This is a genomic window from Halomarina pelagica, from assembly GCF_024228315.1.
GTDB classification, from domain to species: Archaea; Halobacteriota; Halobacteria; order Halobacteriales; family Haloarculaceae; genus Halomarina; species Halomarina pelagica.
In genome coordinates, this window is the sequence record NZ_CP100455.1 from 211,288 (window position 1) to 229,427 (window position 18,140).

Genomic DNA, 18,140 nt, shown 5'->3' on the forward strand with positions numbered 1-18,140 from the left:
GTCAGAGAGACGACGTTCCCTGACACTCCCGTTCACGCGAATCGGGACCAGGACGGGGAGGAGCGTCCCCGCCGAGATTCGGCTCGGGGACCGAAGAGCGCGCCCCCTCCCCGTCTCTGGTACCACGGGAGATCGCCCCTGGCGTACCGACGGCGGCCACCGCTCGGTATCAGGGACGAGTCGACTGGACCGGGTCGCTGCTCGACAGCGTCGCGGAGAGTCGTGAGGGCCGTGACATCCTGTGTACGTACGGGCAGGACACGATAGTAGTCATCGAAGGGACGTAGAGGGCGTGCGTGACTCGTCGAAATTTTCCGACGAGAGCCGAGTCGTCGCGCGATACTCCCCGATGAGTACTGACGAACGTCGATGAATTACTCGTGAGACGTGAGCGAACCTTATTGCCGACTGTGTCCACCTAGTAGACAGGATGACGTACAGCTTCGAGCAGCACACGAAACCACTGTCCGAGACCGTTACGGCCCGGGAAACCGCGGCGCGTCCGGGAATCGATCCCACGAACCACGGCGAACTCGATCGAAGGTGCCCGTAATAGTCCCCCCGGTCACTCGCCGGCAGGTGCTTCGGATCGCCGGGGGAGGGGTAGTTGGCACGCTCGCCGGCTGTACGTCGCTACAGCCACGCGCAGGGCCTGGATACGACGACGGGAGCGCGCCGAACGCACCACCTGGGAGACCGGATCGAGAATATCGGCTCCGTACTACCCCCGGTACCGCCGACGTCGGAGGAGGCGGGGCGTATCGAACGTGGCTGTACAACGATCAGTTTCCCGGTCCCGAACTCCGCGCTCTCGAAGGGGAGCGGTTGCGCGTCACGGTGACCAACGGGCTATCGGAGGGCACGACCGTCCACTGGCACGGCATTCCGCTCCCGAATCCGATGGACGGCGTGCCCGACGTAACGCAGCCCGCGATCGAACCGGATCGGTCGTTCGAGTACGAATACCAGGTCCCGGTATCGGGGACGTACTTCTATCACAGCCACGTGGGGCTACAGCCCGATCGCGGACTCTACGGCCCACTCATCGTCGAGGAACGGGAGCCACACGTCGACTACGACCGGGAGTACACGCTCATGCTGGACGATTATCTCCCCGACGCCCCGCGACCGACGCCCGGCGGTGGGGGGATGGGAGGTCACGGGGGGATGAACGACCCGGATCGGCCGGAGTATACCGGATTGCTCCTCAACGGGAGGCGACCGTCAGCGCCGCCGATCTTCGACGTTCGCGAGAGCGAGCGCGTCCGGCTTCGGTTCGTCAACGCGAGTAGCGCGACGACGTTCGGGGTACGCATCGGCGGTCATCCGCTCTCGATCACGCACGCCGACGGTCAACCCGTCGAGCCGGTGACCGTCGACGCGTTCGAGTTCGGTTCCGGGGAGCGGTACGACGCTATCGTGACGGCGGACGACCCCGGAACCTGGGAGATCCAGGCGGTCGCCATCGACGGAACAGAGCGGCCGGCCCGTGGTATCCTCCGGTACGATACCGCCGATGGACCCCCCGTTCCACCCGAGCGCCCAGGGACGGTGCTCGGCTACGAGGACCTCCGATCGACACGGTCGCTGGATCGGTTCAGCGGATCTCCCGATCGAACGTTCGATCTGAGCCTCTCGGGGAACATGATGGGGTCGGGCGCGTGGCTGATCGACGGACAGGCCTATCCCCGCGCCGACCCACTCCCGATCAGCGAGGGTGAACACGTTCGCGTTCGACTGACGAACCGGAGTCCCATGCTCCACCCCATGCACTTACACGGACACTTCTTCCGCGTCGGCGACGCACTCAAGGATACCGTCGTGGTTCCCGCTCGCATGGGAACCGTGACGTTCGATTTCGTCGCCGACAACCCCGGAGACTGGCTGTTTCACTGTCACAACCTCTATCACCTCGAAGCGGGAATGGCCCGGGTCTTCGAGTACAGGTGAGGTCACGGGAGAATCCGTTACAGGAGAGCTACTGTAACAACGGTTCACGGGTCGACGTACGCGGACGGCAGGAGAGCTGTTACAGTAGTGCTCCTGTAACGATCACCCGTCGTTTCCCGTGTAGGCCGTCGCGAGTCGGGCCTGTGAAACGCGGCCCCGGTCGTCCCGCTACTCGACCGAGAGCGAGCGAGATGGTGACGTTCTACGCCGATCTCCGCCCCGATCACCCTCCCGGGATCGCCGTAGCCGGTGAAGAGACGGTCAGGAAAACAGCGTGGCGAACCAGGGTTTCTCTCGCGTGGGATAGCCAGTGACGAGCGAATAGAGTGCGAGCGTGAGCGAGAGGAGGAGCACGAGGTGGGCGAACTGGACGCCCGGCGGCCAGTAGAGCAGAAACGCCAACTGACCGAGGACGGCGACGCCAGTTCCCGCGGCGACGATCTCCAGGAACCGTCGGTGGACGACGACGAAGTCCCCCGAGTACAGCAGGTACAGGGTCCCCGCGGTCGCCACGATCCCGAGCATCGCCTCGTAGAGCGCGAAGGCCTCGACGATCACGGTCGCTCACCCCTCACGGCGTCGCTGATCCGGGGGTGGAGCTGGACGAGGCGAAGGACCCCGACGACGAGTCCGGTGAACGCGAGCGGTTCGAGGAGGTCGACGACGAGGGGGTGGTCGGGCCACGCGAGCGAGAGCGCGTGTGCGACCGTGAAGAGCGACGTGACGGCAATCAGAGGGAGTAGCATGCGCCGGTAACTCGTGTGTCGGAACCGAACGTACGCCAGCGACGACAGCCCGATCGCGACGACGCCGACGAGCAGGGAGACCGCCGTGGCAATCGCGGCCAGTTGATCCGAGACCATACGTACCCGGAGAACCCGTTACCACATATCGGTGCTGGTACCTCCCGGTGCCCTCGCGAACCGATCAGCCGATCGTCAGCCGCCGGTCGCGCCGCCGTCGCCGTCCGAATCGGTGCAGTCGCAACCACCGCGCCGCAGAAAGTCCCGCAGGCGGAACGTCTCTCCCGTCCGGTCGCAGGTCACCCAGACCGACTGCGTCACGTCGACGTGATCGGCCTCGATGAGGCCCGCGTTGTGCAATCGTTCGATCGTGTTCTCGATCACGGACACGTTTCGCGACTGCGCCCACTCGACCGTCCCCTCGGCGTCGTCGAGCGTGATCCGTGATCGCCGTTTCGTCTCGACGCCGAGGCAGTTCTGCAGATGGCGCTTGACCGTCTGGTGGGAGACGAAATCGTCCTCGACCTCGCTCGCGGGGGGACCGGCGCGTTCGAGTTGCGAGCGGATCTCCGCCCGTTGGCCGGCGGACGCGTCGTCCCCGTCGAGGACGCGATAGATGCTCTCGGTGTCGCCGATTAGCGCCACCCCGGTTTCCAGCAGGACCCGGTCGAGCACGCGCCGGTTGACGAACGCTTCGAGGTCTCTGAGGCTCGCACCGCCGCGGTGTCGGCGTCGAAGCTCCTCGTCGAGATCGGAGAGGCCGTGTTTTTCGATGATTCGCTCGACCTTGCACATATCGCCCGATGCATCCGACGAGCGCGGGACCGATATTCTCATCGGTTCGCGCGACCGACGCCGCGCTCCCGGAGACACGCCGAATGTGACGGACCGGTTCCGTCGTCGAAGCGCGCTCTCCGAGCCCTCACTCGGTCGGGCGTTCTCGACTCACGAACCCCTGCCAGAGGACGAGCACGCTGACGACGAACGCCGACCCGAAGAGGAGGACGACGCTAAGGTCGTGGAGGAGTTCGACACCGTACGCGTGACTGACCACTTTACTCGCGACGGCCACGCTCCCGAGCAGCAGGACGACGCCGAAGTACCCCTTGACGACCCGTTCGTCCACGGTCCCCGTCAGGCGTGCACCGATCCGTGCGCCTGGAATCCCGCCCGCCAGGAGGTACGCGACCATCGAGACGTGGATGGACCCCTGTCTGGCGTACTGGAGCGTCCCGAACGCGCTCGAACTGGCGATCTGAAAGACGTCCGTCCCGACGGCGACCGTCTCCGCCATCCCGAAGCCGTAGACGAGCGTGGGGAGCACGAGGAAGCCACCGCCGACACCGAGCCCGCCGGCGAGACAGCCGATCCCGAAGGCGACCGCGAGTACGACCCACACCGAGACGGTGGCTCCGCCGGAGACGGTGATCGTGGGAGGCGGTGTGGCGTCCCTGACGAACCGGGTGAGTCCCGACCTCGCAGGGTCGTAACGCGCGGCCCCGCCGTGCAGGTAATCGGAGAGCATGTAGTAGCCGACCCCGGCCAGGAGGAGAACGTAGATCGAACTGACGAGGACGTCCGCCACGCCCAGCGCGCTGAGTCGTTGCAACGTCCGCCGTCCGACCTCGATCCCGAGGGACATACCGAGAACGAACAGCGCGCCGATCCGGTAGTCGATCTGCCCGAGATCGCGGTGGGTGACCGCCGCGACGAGCGACGTCCCGAACACGAACGCCAGCCCGGTCCCGACCGCCGTGGTAGCGGAGTGGCCGAGCACCAACAGCGCCGGCGTGACGAAGAAACTCCCGCCCATCCCGAAGAACCCGAACAGGATACCGACGAGTAGACCGAACGCGACGAACGAGACGATCAGGACGACGGTTGGCTCGACGAGTGACATGATGGCTTCCGGACGACGGCCTCGGTAGGACGGGTGAGGGGTTAACGGTCGAGGCCGATTACGTACTCGCCTCGTAGCCCGCCTCGTCCACCGCTCTCACGAGCGCGTCGGCGTCGGCGTCCCCCGCGACCGTCGCGGAGTCGGTCGTTCGATCGACCGTGACGTCCGTGACGCCGTCGACGTCCCGCAGGGCGTCTTCGACCGTCTGTTCACACCCGCTACAGCTCATTCCCTCGACGGTGATGGTTACGGACATGCGTGTTTTCTTTCGTGGGGACGACTTTTCCCGCTTCCTGTTACGATATTTCGGCGTTCGTGCGCTCGAACTTCGAAACCCGAAGCCGGGTCGGCGCGTACGAACGAGCCGTCACCCGCACCGTCGAGAAGCGCGACGCGCCGGCTCCGCGATACGCTCGACCGACCGGAGATCGGTCCGGTGTCCGGTCGTCTCAGACGCGTGAACGGCGCGCGATCCGGTCGTCGGGGGCGTTGAACGACGCAACGACGCCAATAAATTAACCACACACCGATGTTCGGCTTCGAGTCGAATCTATATCGCCCGATTAAGGAACGTATCCAAAGGACAAACCGCATCAACGCGGACCCCATATCTAGGACAATGACGTTCAGGACGACGCAACTCGAGATCCAGGGCATGAGTTGTGCGAACTGTTCGCAGACGATTACTGATGCCCTGCGTTCGCTCGACGGCGTCTCGGAGGCGGCCATCAACTTCGCCACCGACGAGGGGACCGTCGAGTACGATCCCGAGGCGGTATCGCTCGCCGAGATCTACCGGGCGATCGACGACGCCGGCTATCACGCCGAGCGTGCGACGGTCGGAATCGGCATCTCGGACATGACCTGCGCGAACTGCGCGGCGACGAACGAGACGGCGCTGGAGCGGGTCCCCGGCGTCATCGGCGCGACGGTGAACGTCGCCACCGACGAGGCGCAGGTCGAGTACAACCCCGCCGACGTCTCGCGCGCCGCGCTCTACGACGCGATCGAAGACGCGGGCTACACGCCCGTTCGCGACGAGGGGAGCGAAGAGTCCGACCAGGAACGTCGAGACGCCGCTCGAAAGGCGGAGATTCGCAGACAGTTCCGGCTGACGGTGTTCGGCGCGGTACTCTCCGCGCCGCTCGTCTTCTTCCTCGTCGAGAAGTTCCTGCTCGGCGGTGGGGTCCTCCCCGAGACCGTCTTCGGGGTCGAGTTCGGCTGGATCGAGTTCCTGCTCGCGACGCCGGTGCAGGCGGTCCTCGGCTGGCAGTTCTACAAGAACTCCTACACGGCGCTCGTGCGGAACAAGAGCGCCAACATGGACGTGCTCATCGCGCTGGGTTCGTCCACGGCGTACCTCTACAGCGTCGCGGTGCTCCTCGGAGCCGTCGCCGGCGGTATGTACTTCGACACCGCCGCGTTGATCCTCGTGTTCATCACGCTCGGTAACTACCTCGAAGCGCGCTCGAAGGGCCAGGCGAGCGACGCCCTCCGCAAGCTGCTCGAGATGGAGGCCGACACGGCGACCGTCGTCGACGAGGACGGCACCGAGCGCGAGGTGCCGGTCGAGGACGTGACGGTCGGCACCCGAATGAAGATCCGCCCCGGAGAGAAGATCCCCACCGACGGCGTCGTCGTCGAGGGCCAGTCGGCCGTCGACGAGTCGATGGTCACGGGCGAATCGGTCCCCGTCGAGAAGGGCGAGGGCGACGAGGTCGTCGGCTCGACCATCAACGAGAACGGCGTGCTCGTCGTCGAGGCGACGCAGGTCGGCGAGGACACGGCCCTCCAGCAGATCGTCCGGACGGTAAAGGAGGCCCAGTCCCGCCAGCCCGACATCCAGAACCTCGCCGACCGCATCTCGGCGTACTTCGTCCCCGCGGTCATCGCCAACGCCCTGTTCTGGGGCGTCGTCTGGTTCCTCTTCCCCGAGACGCTCGCCGGGGTCGTCGAGTGGCTCCCGCTGTGGGGGCTCGTCGCCGGCGGACCCGCGGTCGCCGGCGGGACGGTTTCGGTGTTCGAGTTCTCGGTCGTCGTCTTCGCGTCGGCCGTGTTGATCGCCTGCCCCTGTGCGCTCGGGCTGGCGACCCCCGCCGCGACGATGGTCGGGACGACCATCGGTGCCCGGAACGGCGTGCTGTTCAAGGGTGGTGACGTCCTCGAGCGCGCGAAGGACGCCGACACGGTCGTCTTCGACAAGACCGGGACCCTGACGAAGGGCGAGATGGAACTGACCGACGTCGTCGTGTTCAATGGCGACGGCAGGCCGGTCGCGGACGGTGGTGAGCGAACCGACGGTTCGCGATCCTCGTCGGATCGTCGATCCGACGGCGGGGATCCCGCTACCGATGGGGGCCAGCTAACCGCACAGGACCGCCTCAGCGAGGACGACGTGTTGCGGCTCGCAGCCACGGCCGAGAGCGGGAGCGAACACCCGCTCGCGCGGGCCATCGTCGACGGAGCCAGAGAGCGCGGTCTCGCCGTGACCGACCCCGACGACTTCGAGAACGTCCCCGGCCACGGCATCAAAGCGACCATCGGTGAAAGCGAGGTGCTGGTCGGGAATCGGAAGCTGCTCCGGGACAACGGAATCGACCTGTCGCCAGCTGCCGATACGATGGAGCGCCTCGAGAACGAGGGGAAGACAGCCATGCTCGTCGCCTGCGAGGGGGAACTCGTCGGCGTGGTCGCTGACGCCGATACGATCAAAGAGAGCGCAAGAGACGCTGTGAGCCAGCTACAGGAACGCGGCGTCGACGTGATGATGATCACGGGCGACAACGAACGGACCGCCCGCGCGGTGGCCGAGCGAGTGGGTATCGACCCGGAGAACGTCCGCGCGGAGGTCCTCCCCGAGGACAAGGCGGACGCGGTGGAGGCCGTCCAGTCGGAGGGTCGGAAGGCCATGATGGTCGGCGACGGCGTCAACGACGCACCGGCGCTGGCGGTCGCCTACGTCGGGACTGCCATTGGCTCGGGCACCGACGTCGCCATCGAGGCGGCGGACGTGACCCTCATGCGCGACGACCCGCTCGACGTGGTGAAGGCGATCCGTATCTCGGATGCGACGCTGGCGAAGATCAAGCAGAACCTCGTCTGGGCGCTCGGGTACAACACCGCGATGATCCCGCTCGCGTCGCTCGGCCTGCTCCAGCCGGTGCTGGCGGCCGCCGCGATGGCGTTCTCCAGCGTCTCGGTGCTATCGAACAGCCTGCTGTTCCGCCGGTACACCCCCGACCACGACTACGAACTGCTCGGCCGACTGCGCCGATAGTCGCTAGTCCGTGGCCCGTTCCCGTCCGCCGTGGCGATCCCCTCCCATCTCGGCGGGATTCTTCATCCCCTCCTTGACGCCGAAGTAGACCAGGGCGGCGTTGATCGGGAAGGCGAAGACGAACCCGACCGACAGCGAGAGGGCGAGCGCGCCCCAGAACAGCGGGTCGGTCATCTTCGCCTGGCTGGCGAGTAGCAGGTCCGTCCCGATGGCGGTGACCTCCATGACGGTGATGCTCGGCGTCTCGCTGTAGAGGGCGTCGAGCACCGCCCGACCGAACCCGACGCCCTCCTGCATCAGCGGGCCGACGGTGAGCGCGTAGCCGAAGAGGTACGCGAGCGCGAACGTCCCGAGGGCCGTGAGGACGGTGCTCTCTAGCGCCAGCAGGCCGGCGAGCACCGCGAACCCCACGATCTCGCCCGCGCCACAGCCCGAGTAGCAGTGGGCCGTCGAGCGGAAGCCGCGCCGCCACAGCGAGTCGCGGTCGATCTGGGTGCGCCCGGCGTACCGGTAGACCGCCAGCCCGAACGGGCCGGAGTAGAGGACGACCAGCGTCCAGACGCCCTTCATCAGCGACGGAAGCGCCCGGTTGCGCTTCCGGACGTCCCACCAGAGGACGCCGACGGATGCGCCGACGAGGAGCGCCCAGACGGCCATCGTCGACGGATCCGACAGGATCGGTTTCAGCACGTGCCGTATCGGTGCGAACGCGTGTTCGATCCGCTCGACGAGGGATTGAAGCGCCATCGTCTACCCGATCACGTCGTCGAACCCTGCGTCAGGGGGAGCGATGCTCACGGTCCCGCTGAACGCGATCACGTCCTCGAGTCGGTGCTCCATCACGTGCGTCCGTTCGAGGGCCAGACTCTATGCGGTTGTGGTTAACGTTCCAAAGTGGGACGCGAACCGCTGGCGTCCCTCCCGGTCTCGAGGTCCGTTCGCCACACATATCGAAAATCCGATTCGTACTGTGCCCCGTACATCGGCAGATAGCGTACAATCACGTAGATTCTGTAGAATACACGTACTATTCCAGAAATTACTAAGTGTTTGGAGAGTGTGGGAGAAGGTGGAGGGTGAGTTCCCGGCTACTGTCGATTACACAGTACGGTTCCGACGCCCCGGACGCTCCGACCACAGCGATCACCAACGTCTTCGGGGAGCAGCGGAGGTCGGGGGAGAGCCAGCGGTAGGCCGACACCCTCCCGCGCACCGTCCAGATCGGATCACCAACACGTCGAGGCGGGGATAGCCCGCCACCGGACGGTGCTCGCTACCACGCCCACCAGCGGAGCGTGACGTTTGCGCTACCGCTGGCGCGCTCTCGCGGGCGTGAACGCGGTGGGACACGGAGAACTTTCTACCTGGAGAGCCACCGCGCTAGCGTGATGGCGCTTCGTTCCAGTTCGGAGACGGTACGTCCGAGGGGAGTAGGAGAACCAGCCGGGGGCCCCGTCCCCCCGACGAGAATTGCGAGGAGAGCCCGGAACACGGTAGATCCCGACGGTCTCGTTACTCCCGGACGGTCACCGAACGCGGCGGACCCCCCCGTCGACCCGCTTTCGGGGAGGAACTGACGTGAGCGTCGCGTACTCCGTCCTCGGCGTCCTCCTCCTCACCGTCGGCGTCGGGGACCTCCTGTGGACGACGCTCTGGGTGGAGGGTGGTGCCGGTCCGCTGACGTCCCGATCGATGCCGTCGGTCTGGCGGGCGCTCAAACGGATCGGGAAGCAGCGCCCCCGTGTGCTCAGTCTCTCGGGCCCGTTGATCCTCGTCTTCGGACTGGCGACGTGGCTCGCGCTTCTCTGGGCCGGCTGGACGCTCGTCTTCGCGGGCGCGGAGGGCGTTCTCGTCGACACCCGCGAGGGGGGACCGGTCTCGTGGGCCGAACGGTTCTACTTCGTCGGCTACTCGGTCTTCACCCTGGGGAACGGCGATTTCGCGCCGCGGGACGGCGTCTGGCAGATCGTCACCGTCCTCGTCACGGCGAGCGGGATGCTCTTCGTCACGCTCAGCGTCACCTACGTCCTCTCGGTCCTCGACGCCGTCACCCAGAAGCGCTCGTTCGCGAGCGGCGTGAGCGGCCTCGGCACGCGGAGCGACGCGATCGTTCGAACGAGCTGGAACGGCGAGGCGTTCCGGGGGCTCGACCTCCCGCTGAACACGTTCACGGCACAGCTCAACGCGCTCACGGCGAATCACAAGGCCTACCCGATCCTCCACTACTTCTTCAGCGCCCAGCGCGACCAGGCCCCGGCGCTCAGCGTCACGATCCTCGACGAGGCGTTGACGCTCCTCCGTTTCGGCGTTCCCGAACGAAATCGACCCGACGAGATACTCGTCAGAAACGCGCGATCGAGCGTCCGGAACTACCTGGCGACGCTCCACGAGGCGTTCATCACGCCCGCTTCCCGGACCCCGCCCGCGCCGACCCTCGACTCTCTCCGCGAAGCGGGCGTCCCGACGGTTTCCGACGACGAGTTCGCCCGGTCGCTCGATGCGCTGGACGAGCGACGGCGACAGCTGCTCGGGCTGGTCGAGACCGATGCACGGCGGTGGCCGTCCCGGGAGAACGGGTGAGTTCGGCCCGAGTTCGAGCGACTCGACGTCCCCCAGGAGTTCGTTGGGATGGTCGTCCATCGCTGAGACGCCAAGCGTTTCGCTCGCGCAGTGCAACGCTACGTTCGACTCCGCGTGACGAGTCGGCACCACGTCCCCGTTCGGTTTCCGCGGAGTCCACAGACGGCGGCGAGGACGACCGCGCCGCTCACGAGGACCGCCGCGCCGAAGATGAGGACGACGCTCACCGTGTCGAGCGCGTCGATACCGTACGCGGTTCCGAGTTTCTTCGCGGCGACGGCGAGACTCCCGGCGAGCAGCATCGCGGCGAAGTAGCCCTTGATCTCGTCCTCGTCGACGTGTCTGGTCGCGCCCGCACCGACGCGCGCGCCGAGGGCGCTCCCCACGAGCAGCGCACCGACGACGGGGAGCGCCACCGCGCCGGCCTGCGCGTAGACGAACGCGCCGAAGGCACCGGAGAGCGTTATCTGAAGGATGTCCGTCCCCACGGCGATCGCGGCGGGGACGCCGAGGCCGTACACCATCGCGGGCATCAGGAGGAACCCACCGCCGACGCCGAGGAAGCCGGACAGTACGCCGATCGTGAGCCCGATCGCGAAGACGACGGTCGCGGAGACGCGGACGCCGCCGCGGAGCGTCACCATCGGCGGGACGTCGACGGACTGCACGCGACGGGCGAGGTCGTTCCCGTCCGCGTCGTCCGCGTCGTCGGACCCCCACGCGTCGCGGAGCGTGAACAGACCGACCGCGGCGAGGAGACCGACGTACGCGACGCTGATGACGAGATCGGCCGTCCCGGTCGCTTCGAGGGAGAAGACGACGCGCTTTCCCCCCTCGATACCGAGGGTCATGGCCACCGTCATGATGGCCGCGAGTTTGTAGTCGACCTGACCGTGATCGCGGTGGCGGAGCGCGCCGATGACGGACGTCCCGAAGACGAACGCGAGTCCACTGCCGACCGCGACCGTCGACGGATACCCCATCACGAGCAACGCGGGCGTGACGAGAAACGAACCGCCCATCCCGAAGAATCCGAACAGGGTTCCGATGAGCAGACCGAACCCGACGAACGCGCCGACCAGCAGGGGACTCATCCCGAGGATCTCCAACGTCAGTCACCCCCGATCCGCTCGAGGACCGTCGAACCGGCGACGCTACTCAGCGCACCGTAGCCGACGTATAGCGCGATGGCCTCCGCCAAGACGAGGCCCACCGTCGCCGCCGCGTGTGCGGCAGTCGAGGGTTCGAGGCCGAACATCTCACACACCACCGGTGTCGTCCGATCGAGTCGTCGGTGCACGGTTCTCGTTCCCTGGATGTACTGTCGGATAGCGTCGGATCATGTGGGTCGATCGAGAGACGCGTCGCCGGCCGATTCGGTGCTGTCCGTGCCGAGCGAGCGCGCGTATCCCTGGGCGTAGGCACCGAGGAACATCCCGGCGATCGCCCAGAGGATGGGGTAGTTACCGATGCCGACGCTGGCGTACGCGGCACCCGGACAGATGCCGGAGACGCCCCAGCCGACGCCGAAGACGGTACCGCCGACGACGACGTTGCGGTCGAACTCCTTGAGCCGACGCGTGTATTCGCGTCCGGTCAGCGGCGCTCGGTCGAGAGACCGCGTCGCGACGGCGAAGGTGATCCCGGTGACGACCGCCGCGCCGCCCATGACGAACAGGAGGCCGAAGTCCTCGAACTGGAGGAAGTCCAGCACGATTTCGGGACGGGCCATCCCGCTGATCGCGAGGCCGAAGCCGAAGATCAGCCCCCCGACGTAGATCGCGGGCAGGAACAGCGGACTGCGTCGCTCGGCGCTCACGGCGTCACCCCCAGCGCCTGGACGAGTTGGGCGGTTCCGATGGCGACGGCGAGGAACGTCGCGACGTTCACCAGCGACGTGTTCGACAGCGAGCCGACCCCGCAGACCCCGTGGCCCGAGGTGCAGCCCTTGCCGAGGCGCGTGCCGACGCCGACGAGGATCCCGCCGCCCAGCAGCCGCCACCACTGGACGTCGGTCGTCCAGATGCCCGGGTTCGACACGAGCCCCCAGATCGCCGCGCCGCTGACGATCCCCGCGGTGAACACGAGCCGCCAGCCGCGCGACCGGACGTACGTGAACCGGTTGAACCGCGGGACGTCCGAGACGTACGACAGCGTCGACTCGAGGAACGAACTCGCCCCGGCGATGATCCCCGTCCCGAGGTAGACGACCGCGGCCCCGAGCCCGACGAGCACCCCACCGAGGAGATACGGCAGGATCCCCCGCGGGAAGAACTCGGCGAGCGCGACCGAGGGCGTGATCGAGGCGTCGATCGCGCTCGAGAGCGTGAGGGCGACCATCTCAGTTCGTCAGCGCTCCCTCGCTGGCCGCGCAGTTGTTCGGGCCGAGTTCGAGTTCGAACGCCGTCTCGTCGTCGGGGGATCGCCGTCCGAGGTTCGTCGCGATGATCTCCTCGTAGTTGGCGGGACGCGGAGGCACGTCGGAGACGACGAAATCGACGAACTCGTCTTCGTCCATCGAGAGCGCGTCCATCCGCTCGGTCAGATCGCCGAGTTCGGCCGTGTGCGTACCGTCGGGGGCGGAAGTCGCGGCGTCGCTGAAGTGCGCCGGCGCGACGACCGTGTCGTCGGGTCGCGTCAGGACCTTTCCCTGGAGACTCTCATAGAGCGTCCGCGCCGCATCCCTCGCCGCCTCGGGGTCTTCGAGATCCGGGCGAGCGACGCTCTCGGTGAAGAGCCCGTCGCCGGTAAACAGGACGTTCCCGACCCCGTACGCGGTCATGCCGGTCGTGTGCCCGGGCGTGTGGACGACCTCGATCTCGACGCCCCCGACGCTGAGGACGTCGCCGTCCGCGACCGTCTCGTAGTGGACGTCGTAGGTCGCGCCGCGGTCGGCGGCGGGTTCGGGCAGGACCGCCGTCGCGTCGGTCGTCTCCGCGAGGGCGCGGATCCCGGAGACGTGATCCGCGTGGACGTGCGTATCGAGCGCGTACCGGAGTTCGGCACCGAGGGTTCGCACGTCCTGGACGTACTCCTCGGTGAACGCGCGGAGCGGATCGACGACGGCGGCTTCCCCGTCGGAGACGACGAGGTACGCCAGACAGCCGCTCGACGGCCGCCGATACTGAGCGACAGTGGCGTCGACGTCGACGTCGAGTTCCGCGTACTCGTAGACGCGCGCCCAGCCCTTCATCCCGCGTTCGAGGTGGTCGACGTCGTAGCCCTCCGATTCGAGGTGCTCGGCGACCATCTCGCTGGCACCCCCCTTCGCGCAGAGCACCGTGATCTCCCGGTCGTCCGGGAGCGCTTCGAGCAAGTCCTCGGGGATCCCGTCGATCAGTTCGTAGTAGGGGTAGTTCACGACCTCGACGCTCTCGCCGTCGATGCGCCACTCCTCGAAGTCGTCCTCCGAGCGCGTGTCGAGGACGAACACCTCCTCGCCGTCGTCGATACGCTCCTTCAACTCCTCCGGCGCGATCGATGCGACCGGTTCGTCGGCATCTGAGTGGTCCCGTTCGGTCATCGTCACGTCCGTCTATCGGCTGCTCCCCAATAAGGCTTTGTATAGAAATTCTATTTTTGTGCAATACTGTATCTGCGTCTTCCGGCCATTCGCGCCTGTGACCGCGATAAATCGCTCGTCGCTATCTCAGTCGTGTTCGGGCCGTGATTTACTACCGACACGCTTTTCACGGCGGCCTCGATATTGTATGGTGAGTCCAATACCATGACAGCGTACGAAGTCACCGAGACGCTCGACGTGAAGGGGCAGAACTGCCCGATGCCGGTCGTGAAGACCAAACAGGCCGTCGACCAGCTCGCCGCGGACGATGTCCTCGAGGTCCTCGCGACGGACCCGGGGAGCGTGAGCGACATCGCGGGCTGGGCGGAGAGCACCGACGGCGTCGAACTCCTCGACCAGCGGGAGGGCGACGAGGTGTACAGCCACTACGTCCGCAAGACGGAGTGACCCACCATGGACAAGATCGGAATCGTCGTCTCCGACGACAGCCCGAAGCGCCTCGCGATGGCGATGAACCTCGGGCACACCGCGCTCGCCTCCGAGACGGAGGTGCTCGTCTACTTCACCTTCGACGGGTTGACCCACCTCCTCGAGGGCGATCGAGACGTCTCCGAGATCGAGGCGCTGCTCGACGCGGGGATGCCGAACCCCTACGACCTGCTCGACGCGTTCGTCGCCGACGGCGGCGATCTCGTCTCGACGGTCGCCTGTACGACGACGCTCGACATGCTCCGGTGGGAGCAGGACGCGATGGACGAGTCGGTCACGACCAGGTTCGCCGGCGCGGCGACGTTCCTCGAAGAAGTGGACGACGCGGATCAGGTGTTCACCTTCTGACCATGAGTTCGGACACGCCACCGAGGTCGGCCGACGAGGCGTCCAGTACCGACGCGGCGTCCGGTACTGACGCGGCGTCCAACGCTGACGTGACACCAGACGCCGACGCACGGTCCGACGCCGATACGCCGTCCGACGCCGACGCGACGCCCGATTCCGTGGCCGCGCTGGAGGCCCGCATCGAGGACCTCGAGTCGGAACTCGCCGACCTCCGCGCCGAGGACGACGGCGGGGGGCGGAAGCTGTCGATCGTCGCGACGAAGGGCACGCTCGACATGGCCTACCCCCCGCTCATCCTCGCGAGTACGGCCGCCGCCTTCGGGTGGGATGTGACGGTGTTCCACACCTTCTGGGGGCTCGACATCCTCCACGAGGAGCGCTCGAAGGAACTCAAGTTGAGTTCGGTCGGCAACCCCAACGTGCCGGTGCCGAACGCGATCGGCGCGCTCCCCGGGATGGACCGCGTGACGACGAAGATGATGGAACAGCGGATCAGGGACAACGACACCGCCAGCGTCGAGGAACTCCTCGAGACCTCACTGGAGATGGGCGTCGAGTTCCAGGCCTGCCAGATGACGATCGACCTGATGGGCTACGACGAGGACGACTTCTACGACGGCGTCACCACCGGCGTCGGTGCCGCCACGGCGATCCAGGACATGGCCGACGCGGACGTTCAACTGCTCGTCTGATGAGGACGATTCCGGAGGACTGACGGTCGGCGATCTCCCGGAGCGTGGAGAGATCCCGGGCGTCCAGCCGAGGCAGTTAGGTCGAACCGTCGAAGCCGCGCCCTCAGCGTTATCCGGAGAGTGAATAACACTAGTCAGTGTCACCATTCAGTGTAACTAACCAGTATAGATATAGAGTATAGCTTCGAACCATAGCTACATAGCATATATTTGGTGCGCGTGTTCAGGGAGCTCATTACGGCCGGATTCCTCGAGTCGGCTACGGTCCCGATCCGAGCGCTTCGAGGACGATCTCCGGTTCCTTCATCAGGCGGTGAGCGAGATACGATCCCTGACCCTTCCCGCCGCCGGTGAGGTGCGACTCCGTGATCCCGAGAAACGACTGTTCCTTCAGCAGTCGGTAGACCCGATCGTGCGAGAGCGGCTTGGTGTCGTCGCGTTCCGCCAGCCGTTCGTACAGGCTGTAGATCTCGCTCGTCGAGAACATCTTGGTCTCGCTCTCGTCGCTCTGTGCGGTCAGCAACGCGAGCGCCCGCAGCGCGTACTTCACGTGCGGGGTCGAACCGGAGACGAGGTCCTGGAACCGTTTGACCTCGGTCCGCTGCTGGGCGTCGTCCACGTGAGCGGACGTCACCCCCTGATCCCCGTTCGCTTCCGCGAGCGCTCCGGCCTCGAACAGGATGTCGATCGCCTTGCGGGCGTCGCCGTGTTCCCGGGCGGCGAGGGCGGCCGTCCGCGGGATCACGTCCTTGCTCAGGACGCCGTCGTGGAAGGCGTCGCGACGGTTCTCGAGGATGTTCCGAAGCTGCTCCGCGTCGTAGGGATGGAAGGTGAGTTCGCGATCCTGCAGGCTGGAGTTGATGCGCTCGTTCAGGCGTTCCCGGTACTCGATCTTGTTGCTGATCGAGATCACCCCGACGAAGGTGTTGGTCTTGCCCGACTCCTCCGCGCGTGACAGTTGCATCAGGACCTGATCGTCGCGGAGTTTGTCGATCTCGTCGAGGATCACGACGAAGACGTCGATCTCGTCGAGGAGGTTCCAGAGGTATCGGTAGTACTCCGAGGCTCCGATCCCCGCGATCGGGATCTCCCGGTCGGGGTCGATCTCGTCGCGGACCTGGAACGTCATGTCGCGGACGACCCGGGTCTCGGTGTCGGCGTCGGAACAATCGACGTACGCGTGGAGGAGGTCCACGTCGTTGACCTCCGCCCGACCCCTGGCGCGCCGGCAGATGTGTCGAGAGACGAGCGACTTGCCCGTCCCGGTCTTCCCGAAGATCACGAGATTGCGGGGCGGGTCGCCGTGCGTCGCGGGCCCGAGCGCGTTCCCGACCTGCTGCATCTCGTTGTCCCGACCGACGATACGGTCGCGGTCGGGGACGTGCCCGACGCGGAGGAGTTCCCGCCGGGCGAAGATGTCGCCGGTGCTGAACAGGTCGTCGTCCGACACGGGATCCGGGTCGATCCGGTCGGCATCCGGGGCCGCGTCCCCATCGGACGACTGCGACGGGTCCTCTGTCATGACCGGGTACTCACGAAGAAACGTATTAAGCCTACCGACCCGATACCGAGTGTATACGGTGATCACGGAGTAGAGCCCATCTTCGTGCTATCGGACGCCGTCTGACCGGGTCCCGACCACACACCCCGGAGGGACCGAGTGAACCGACTGAACGGATCGAACCGTCGGTCGATCGCTCCGCCGTCGTTCGTCACTCGATCCGTCTGTCGGACTCGTCGCACTGGATCGTTGACCGACAGTGGTCTCAACTGGCATGAATGTGTTGGTTTGGTCGGGGTTGCACACCCACCCCTCATACCGAGTGAAAGGGGGGAGGAGGTGGGTGGGGGGTCGTGACGGTGGTCATGGGAGCAGTGAGTTTGATATAAAGAGCGGTGGGGATAGGTCGAACGGTGACGGTAAACCGACAGACTACACCTCTATAGGCGGATGCTGAAATTGCCGATAGCGAAAGATATATTCTATACTTTCTAGCTAGTACTAGCTTTAGCACTAGAACTAGAGCTAGTAGAGGAGAGGAGAAGGAGGAGGAAGAGGGGAGAAAGGAGGGGGAAGAAAGGAAAGAGAAGAAGAACGGACAAGACAGGATTTCTCGACAGCTGTCGAGGTCGGGACGGTACGGGTTCACCGGTCTTTCACTCGTTACGAGGGGTGTCTGCCCTCCGTCAGACAGCGTGCAGTAGCGTGGTTTCACTCGTTACGAGGGGGGAGAGGATAGACGATCCGTCTCTCGAGGACTCGTTCGCGTACTAAGCTCTCCACCTACTGCCATCCTCACCTACTGCCATCCTCACCTACCGCCATCCTCACCTACCGCCATCCTAACGCGCTGCCACTCGACAGCCACGACGGGAGGATCGGATTCACTCGTTGTGAGGGGTGTGTGAGGTGGGTACGACGTGGCGGTAACCAGTCGGCTTCACGACGCCAGCACTCTGATCGTATCGGTCACTGCCGTGATGACCGTCGATCGTGTCCCGTACCCCGTACCCCGTACCCCATGCCCCGTACCCCGTGCCGCGTAGCCACGCAAATCGGCGACACCCGTCCGGCGCTTTCACTCGGTGCGAGGGGTGGGGGACCGTTTCAATCTTTCACTCAGTACGGTCCCGATCT

At 65.9% G+C, this 18,140-nt stretch carries 18 protein-coding genes; 6 read left to right on the top strand and 12 right to left on the bottom strand.

Translation table 11 applies throughout. From position 1 onward, the window contains the following. Positions 1 to 579: 579 nt before the first annotated feature. The gene (locus NKI68_RS19515; RefSeq protein WP_368410986.1) at positions 580 to 1,950 is read left to right on the top strand and encodes a multicopper oxidase family protein; all 1,371 of its coding nucleotides are present in this window, start codon (positions 580 to 582) and stop codon (positions 1,948 to 1,950) included. 261 nt (positions 1,951 to 2,211) lie between these two features. On the opposite strand, the gene NKI68_RS19520 is transcribed toward NKI68_RS19515, so the two are convergent. The 5 genes from NKI68_RS19520 to NKI68_RS19540 all read right to left on the bottom strand — a co-directional run bounded on the left by NKI68_RS19520 (position 2,212) and on the right by NKI68_RS19540 (position 4,849). Beyond that, positions 2,212 to 2,508, bottom strand: a complete 297-nt coding sequence (locus tag NKI68_RS19520) for a hypothetical protein (protein WP_254546971.1) — start codon at positions 2,506 to 2,508, stop codon at positions 2,212 to 2,214. Beyond that, positions 2,505 to 2,813: a hypothetical protein gene (locus NKI68_RS19525; protein WP_254546972.1), complete on the bottom strand. Its 309-nt coding sequence runs from the start codon at positions 2,811 to 2,813 to the stop codon at positions 2,505 to 2,507. Before NKI68_RS19525 ends, NKI68_RS19520 begins: the two co-directional genes overlap by 4 nt. Positions 2,814 to 2,888: 75 nt before the next feature. After that, entirely contained in the window at positions 2,889 to 3,488 is a 600-nt protein-coding gene (rdfA, locus tag NKI68_RS19530) for a rod-determining factor RdfA (protein ID WP_254546973.1), read from the bottom strand. Positions 3,489 to 3,615: 127 nt separating this feature from the next. Further along, a complete protein-coding gene (locus NKI68_RS19535; protein ID WP_254546974.1) occupies positions 3,616 to 4,593 on the bottom strand; it encodes a sulfite exporter TauE/SafE family protein in 978 nt (325 codons plus the stop codon). A 58-nt stretch (positions 4,594 to 4,651) separates the two neighbouring features. Continuing rightward, the gene (locus NKI68_RS19540; protein ID WP_254546975.1) at positions 4,652 to 4,849 is read right to left on the bottom strand and encodes a heavy-metal-associated domain-containing protein; all 198 of its coding nucleotides are present in this window, start codon (positions 4,847 to 4,849) and stop codon (positions 4,652 to 4,654) included. 363 nt (positions 4,850 to 5,212) lie between these two features. Between NKI68_RS19540 and NKI68_RS19545 the strand changes: the two genes are divergently transcribed. Next, entirely contained in the window at positions 5,213 to 7,870 is a 2,658-nt protein-coding gene (locus NKI68_RS19545) for a heavy metal translocating P-type ATPase (protein ID WP_254546976.1), read from the top strand. A gap of 3 nt (positions 7,871 to 7,873) precedes the next feature. Here NKI68_RS19545 and NKI68_RS19550 read toward each other — a convergent pair whose 3' ends face one another. Then, complete coding sequence (locus NKI68_RS19550; protein ID WP_254546977.1) at positions 7,874 to 8,617, bottom strand: DUF4396 domain-containing protein; 744 nt, start codon at positions 8,615 to 8,617, stop codon at positions 7,874 to 7,876. Between the two features lie 831 nt (positions 8,618 to 9,448). Here NKI68_RS19550 and NKI68_RS19555 point away from each other — a divergent pair. Beyond that, the gene (locus tag NKI68_RS19555; RefSeq protein ID WP_254546978.1) at positions 9,449 to 10,450 is read left to right on the top strand and encodes a potassium channel family protein; all 1,002 of its coding nucleotides are present in this window, start codon (positions 9,449 to 9,451) and stop codon (positions 10,448 to 10,450) included. A gap of 98 nt (positions 10,451 to 10,548) precedes the next feature. Here NKI68_RS19555 and NKI68_RS19560 read toward each other — a convergent pair whose 3' ends face one another. The 5 genes from NKI68_RS19560 to NKI68_RS19580 all read right to left on the bottom strand — a co-directional run bounded on the left by NKI68_RS19560 (position 10,549) and on the right by NKI68_RS19580 (position 13,973). Beyond that, the gene (locus NKI68_RS19560) at positions 10,549 to 11,544 is read right to left on the bottom strand and encodes a sulfite exporter TauE/SafE family protein (protein ID WP_254546979.1); all 996 of its coding nucleotides are present in this window, start codon (positions 11,542 to 11,544) and stop codon (positions 10,549 to 10,551) included. Positions 11,545 to 11,561: 17 nt separating this feature from the next. Next, a complete protein-coding gene (locus tag NKI68_RS19565; RefSeq protein WP_254546980.1) occupies positions 11,562 to 11,708 on the bottom strand; it encodes a DUF7512 family protein in 147 nt (48 codons plus the stop codon). An 81-nt stretch (positions 11,709 to 11,789) separates the two neighbouring features. Further along, positions 11,790 to 12,269: a DUF6691 family protein gene (locus NKI68_RS19570; protein ID WP_254546981.1), complete on the bottom strand. Its 480-nt coding sequence runs from the start codon at positions 12,267 to 12,269 to the stop codon at positions 11,790 to 11,792. Further along, positions 12,266 to 12,790, bottom strand: coding sequence for a YeeE/YedE family protein (locus NKI68_RS19575; protein WP_254546982.1), 525 nt, complete (start codon positions 12,788 to 12,790; stop codon positions 12,266 to 12,268). Before NKI68_RS19575 ends, NKI68_RS19570 begins: the two co-directional genes overlap by 4 nt. Position 12,791: 1 nt before the next feature. After that, positions 12,792 to 13,973 carry an MBL fold metallo-hydrolase gene (locus NKI68_RS19580; protein ID WP_254546983.1) on the bottom strand — a complete coding sequence of 394 codons (1,182 nt, stop codon included), beginning with the start codon at positions 13,971 to 13,973 and terminating at the stop codon, positions 12,792 to 12,794. Between the two features lie 204 nt (positions 13,974 to 14,177). Between NKI68_RS19580 and NKI68_RS19585 the strand changes: the two genes are divergently transcribed. The 3 genes from NKI68_RS19585 to NKI68_RS19595 are packed head-to-tail and all read left to right on the top strand — an operon-like array spanning position 14,178 to position 15,502. Then, complete coding sequence (locus NKI68_RS19585; RefSeq protein ID WP_254546984.1) at positions 14,178 to 14,420, top strand: sulfurtransferase TusA family protein; 243 nt, start codon at positions 14,178 to 14,180, stop codon at positions 14,418 to 14,420. Between the two features lie 6 nt (positions 14,421 to 14,426). Further along, positions 14,427 to 14,810, top strand: a complete 384-nt coding sequence (locus NKI68_RS19590; protein ID WP_254546985.1) for a DsrE family protein — start codon at positions 14,427 to 14,429, stop codon at positions 14,808 to 14,810. A gap of 2 nt (positions 14,811 to 14,812) precedes the next feature. Next, positions 14,813 to 15,502, top strand: coding sequence for a DsrE/DsrF/DrsH-like family protein (locus tag NKI68_RS19595; RefSeq protein WP_254546986.1), 690 nt, complete (start codon positions 14,813 to 14,815; stop codon positions 15,500 to 15,502). Between the two features lie 259 nt (positions 15,503 to 15,761). Here NKI68_RS19595 and NKI68_RS19600 read toward each other — a convergent pair whose 3' ends face one another. Further along, positions 15,762 to 17,024, bottom strand: a complete 1,263-nt coding sequence (locus NKI68_RS19600) for a Cdc6/Cdc18 family protein (protein WP_254546987.1) — start codon at positions 17,022 to 17,024, stop codon at positions 15,762 to 15,764. Between the last annotated feature and the right edge of the window lie 1,116 nt (positions 17,025 to 18,140).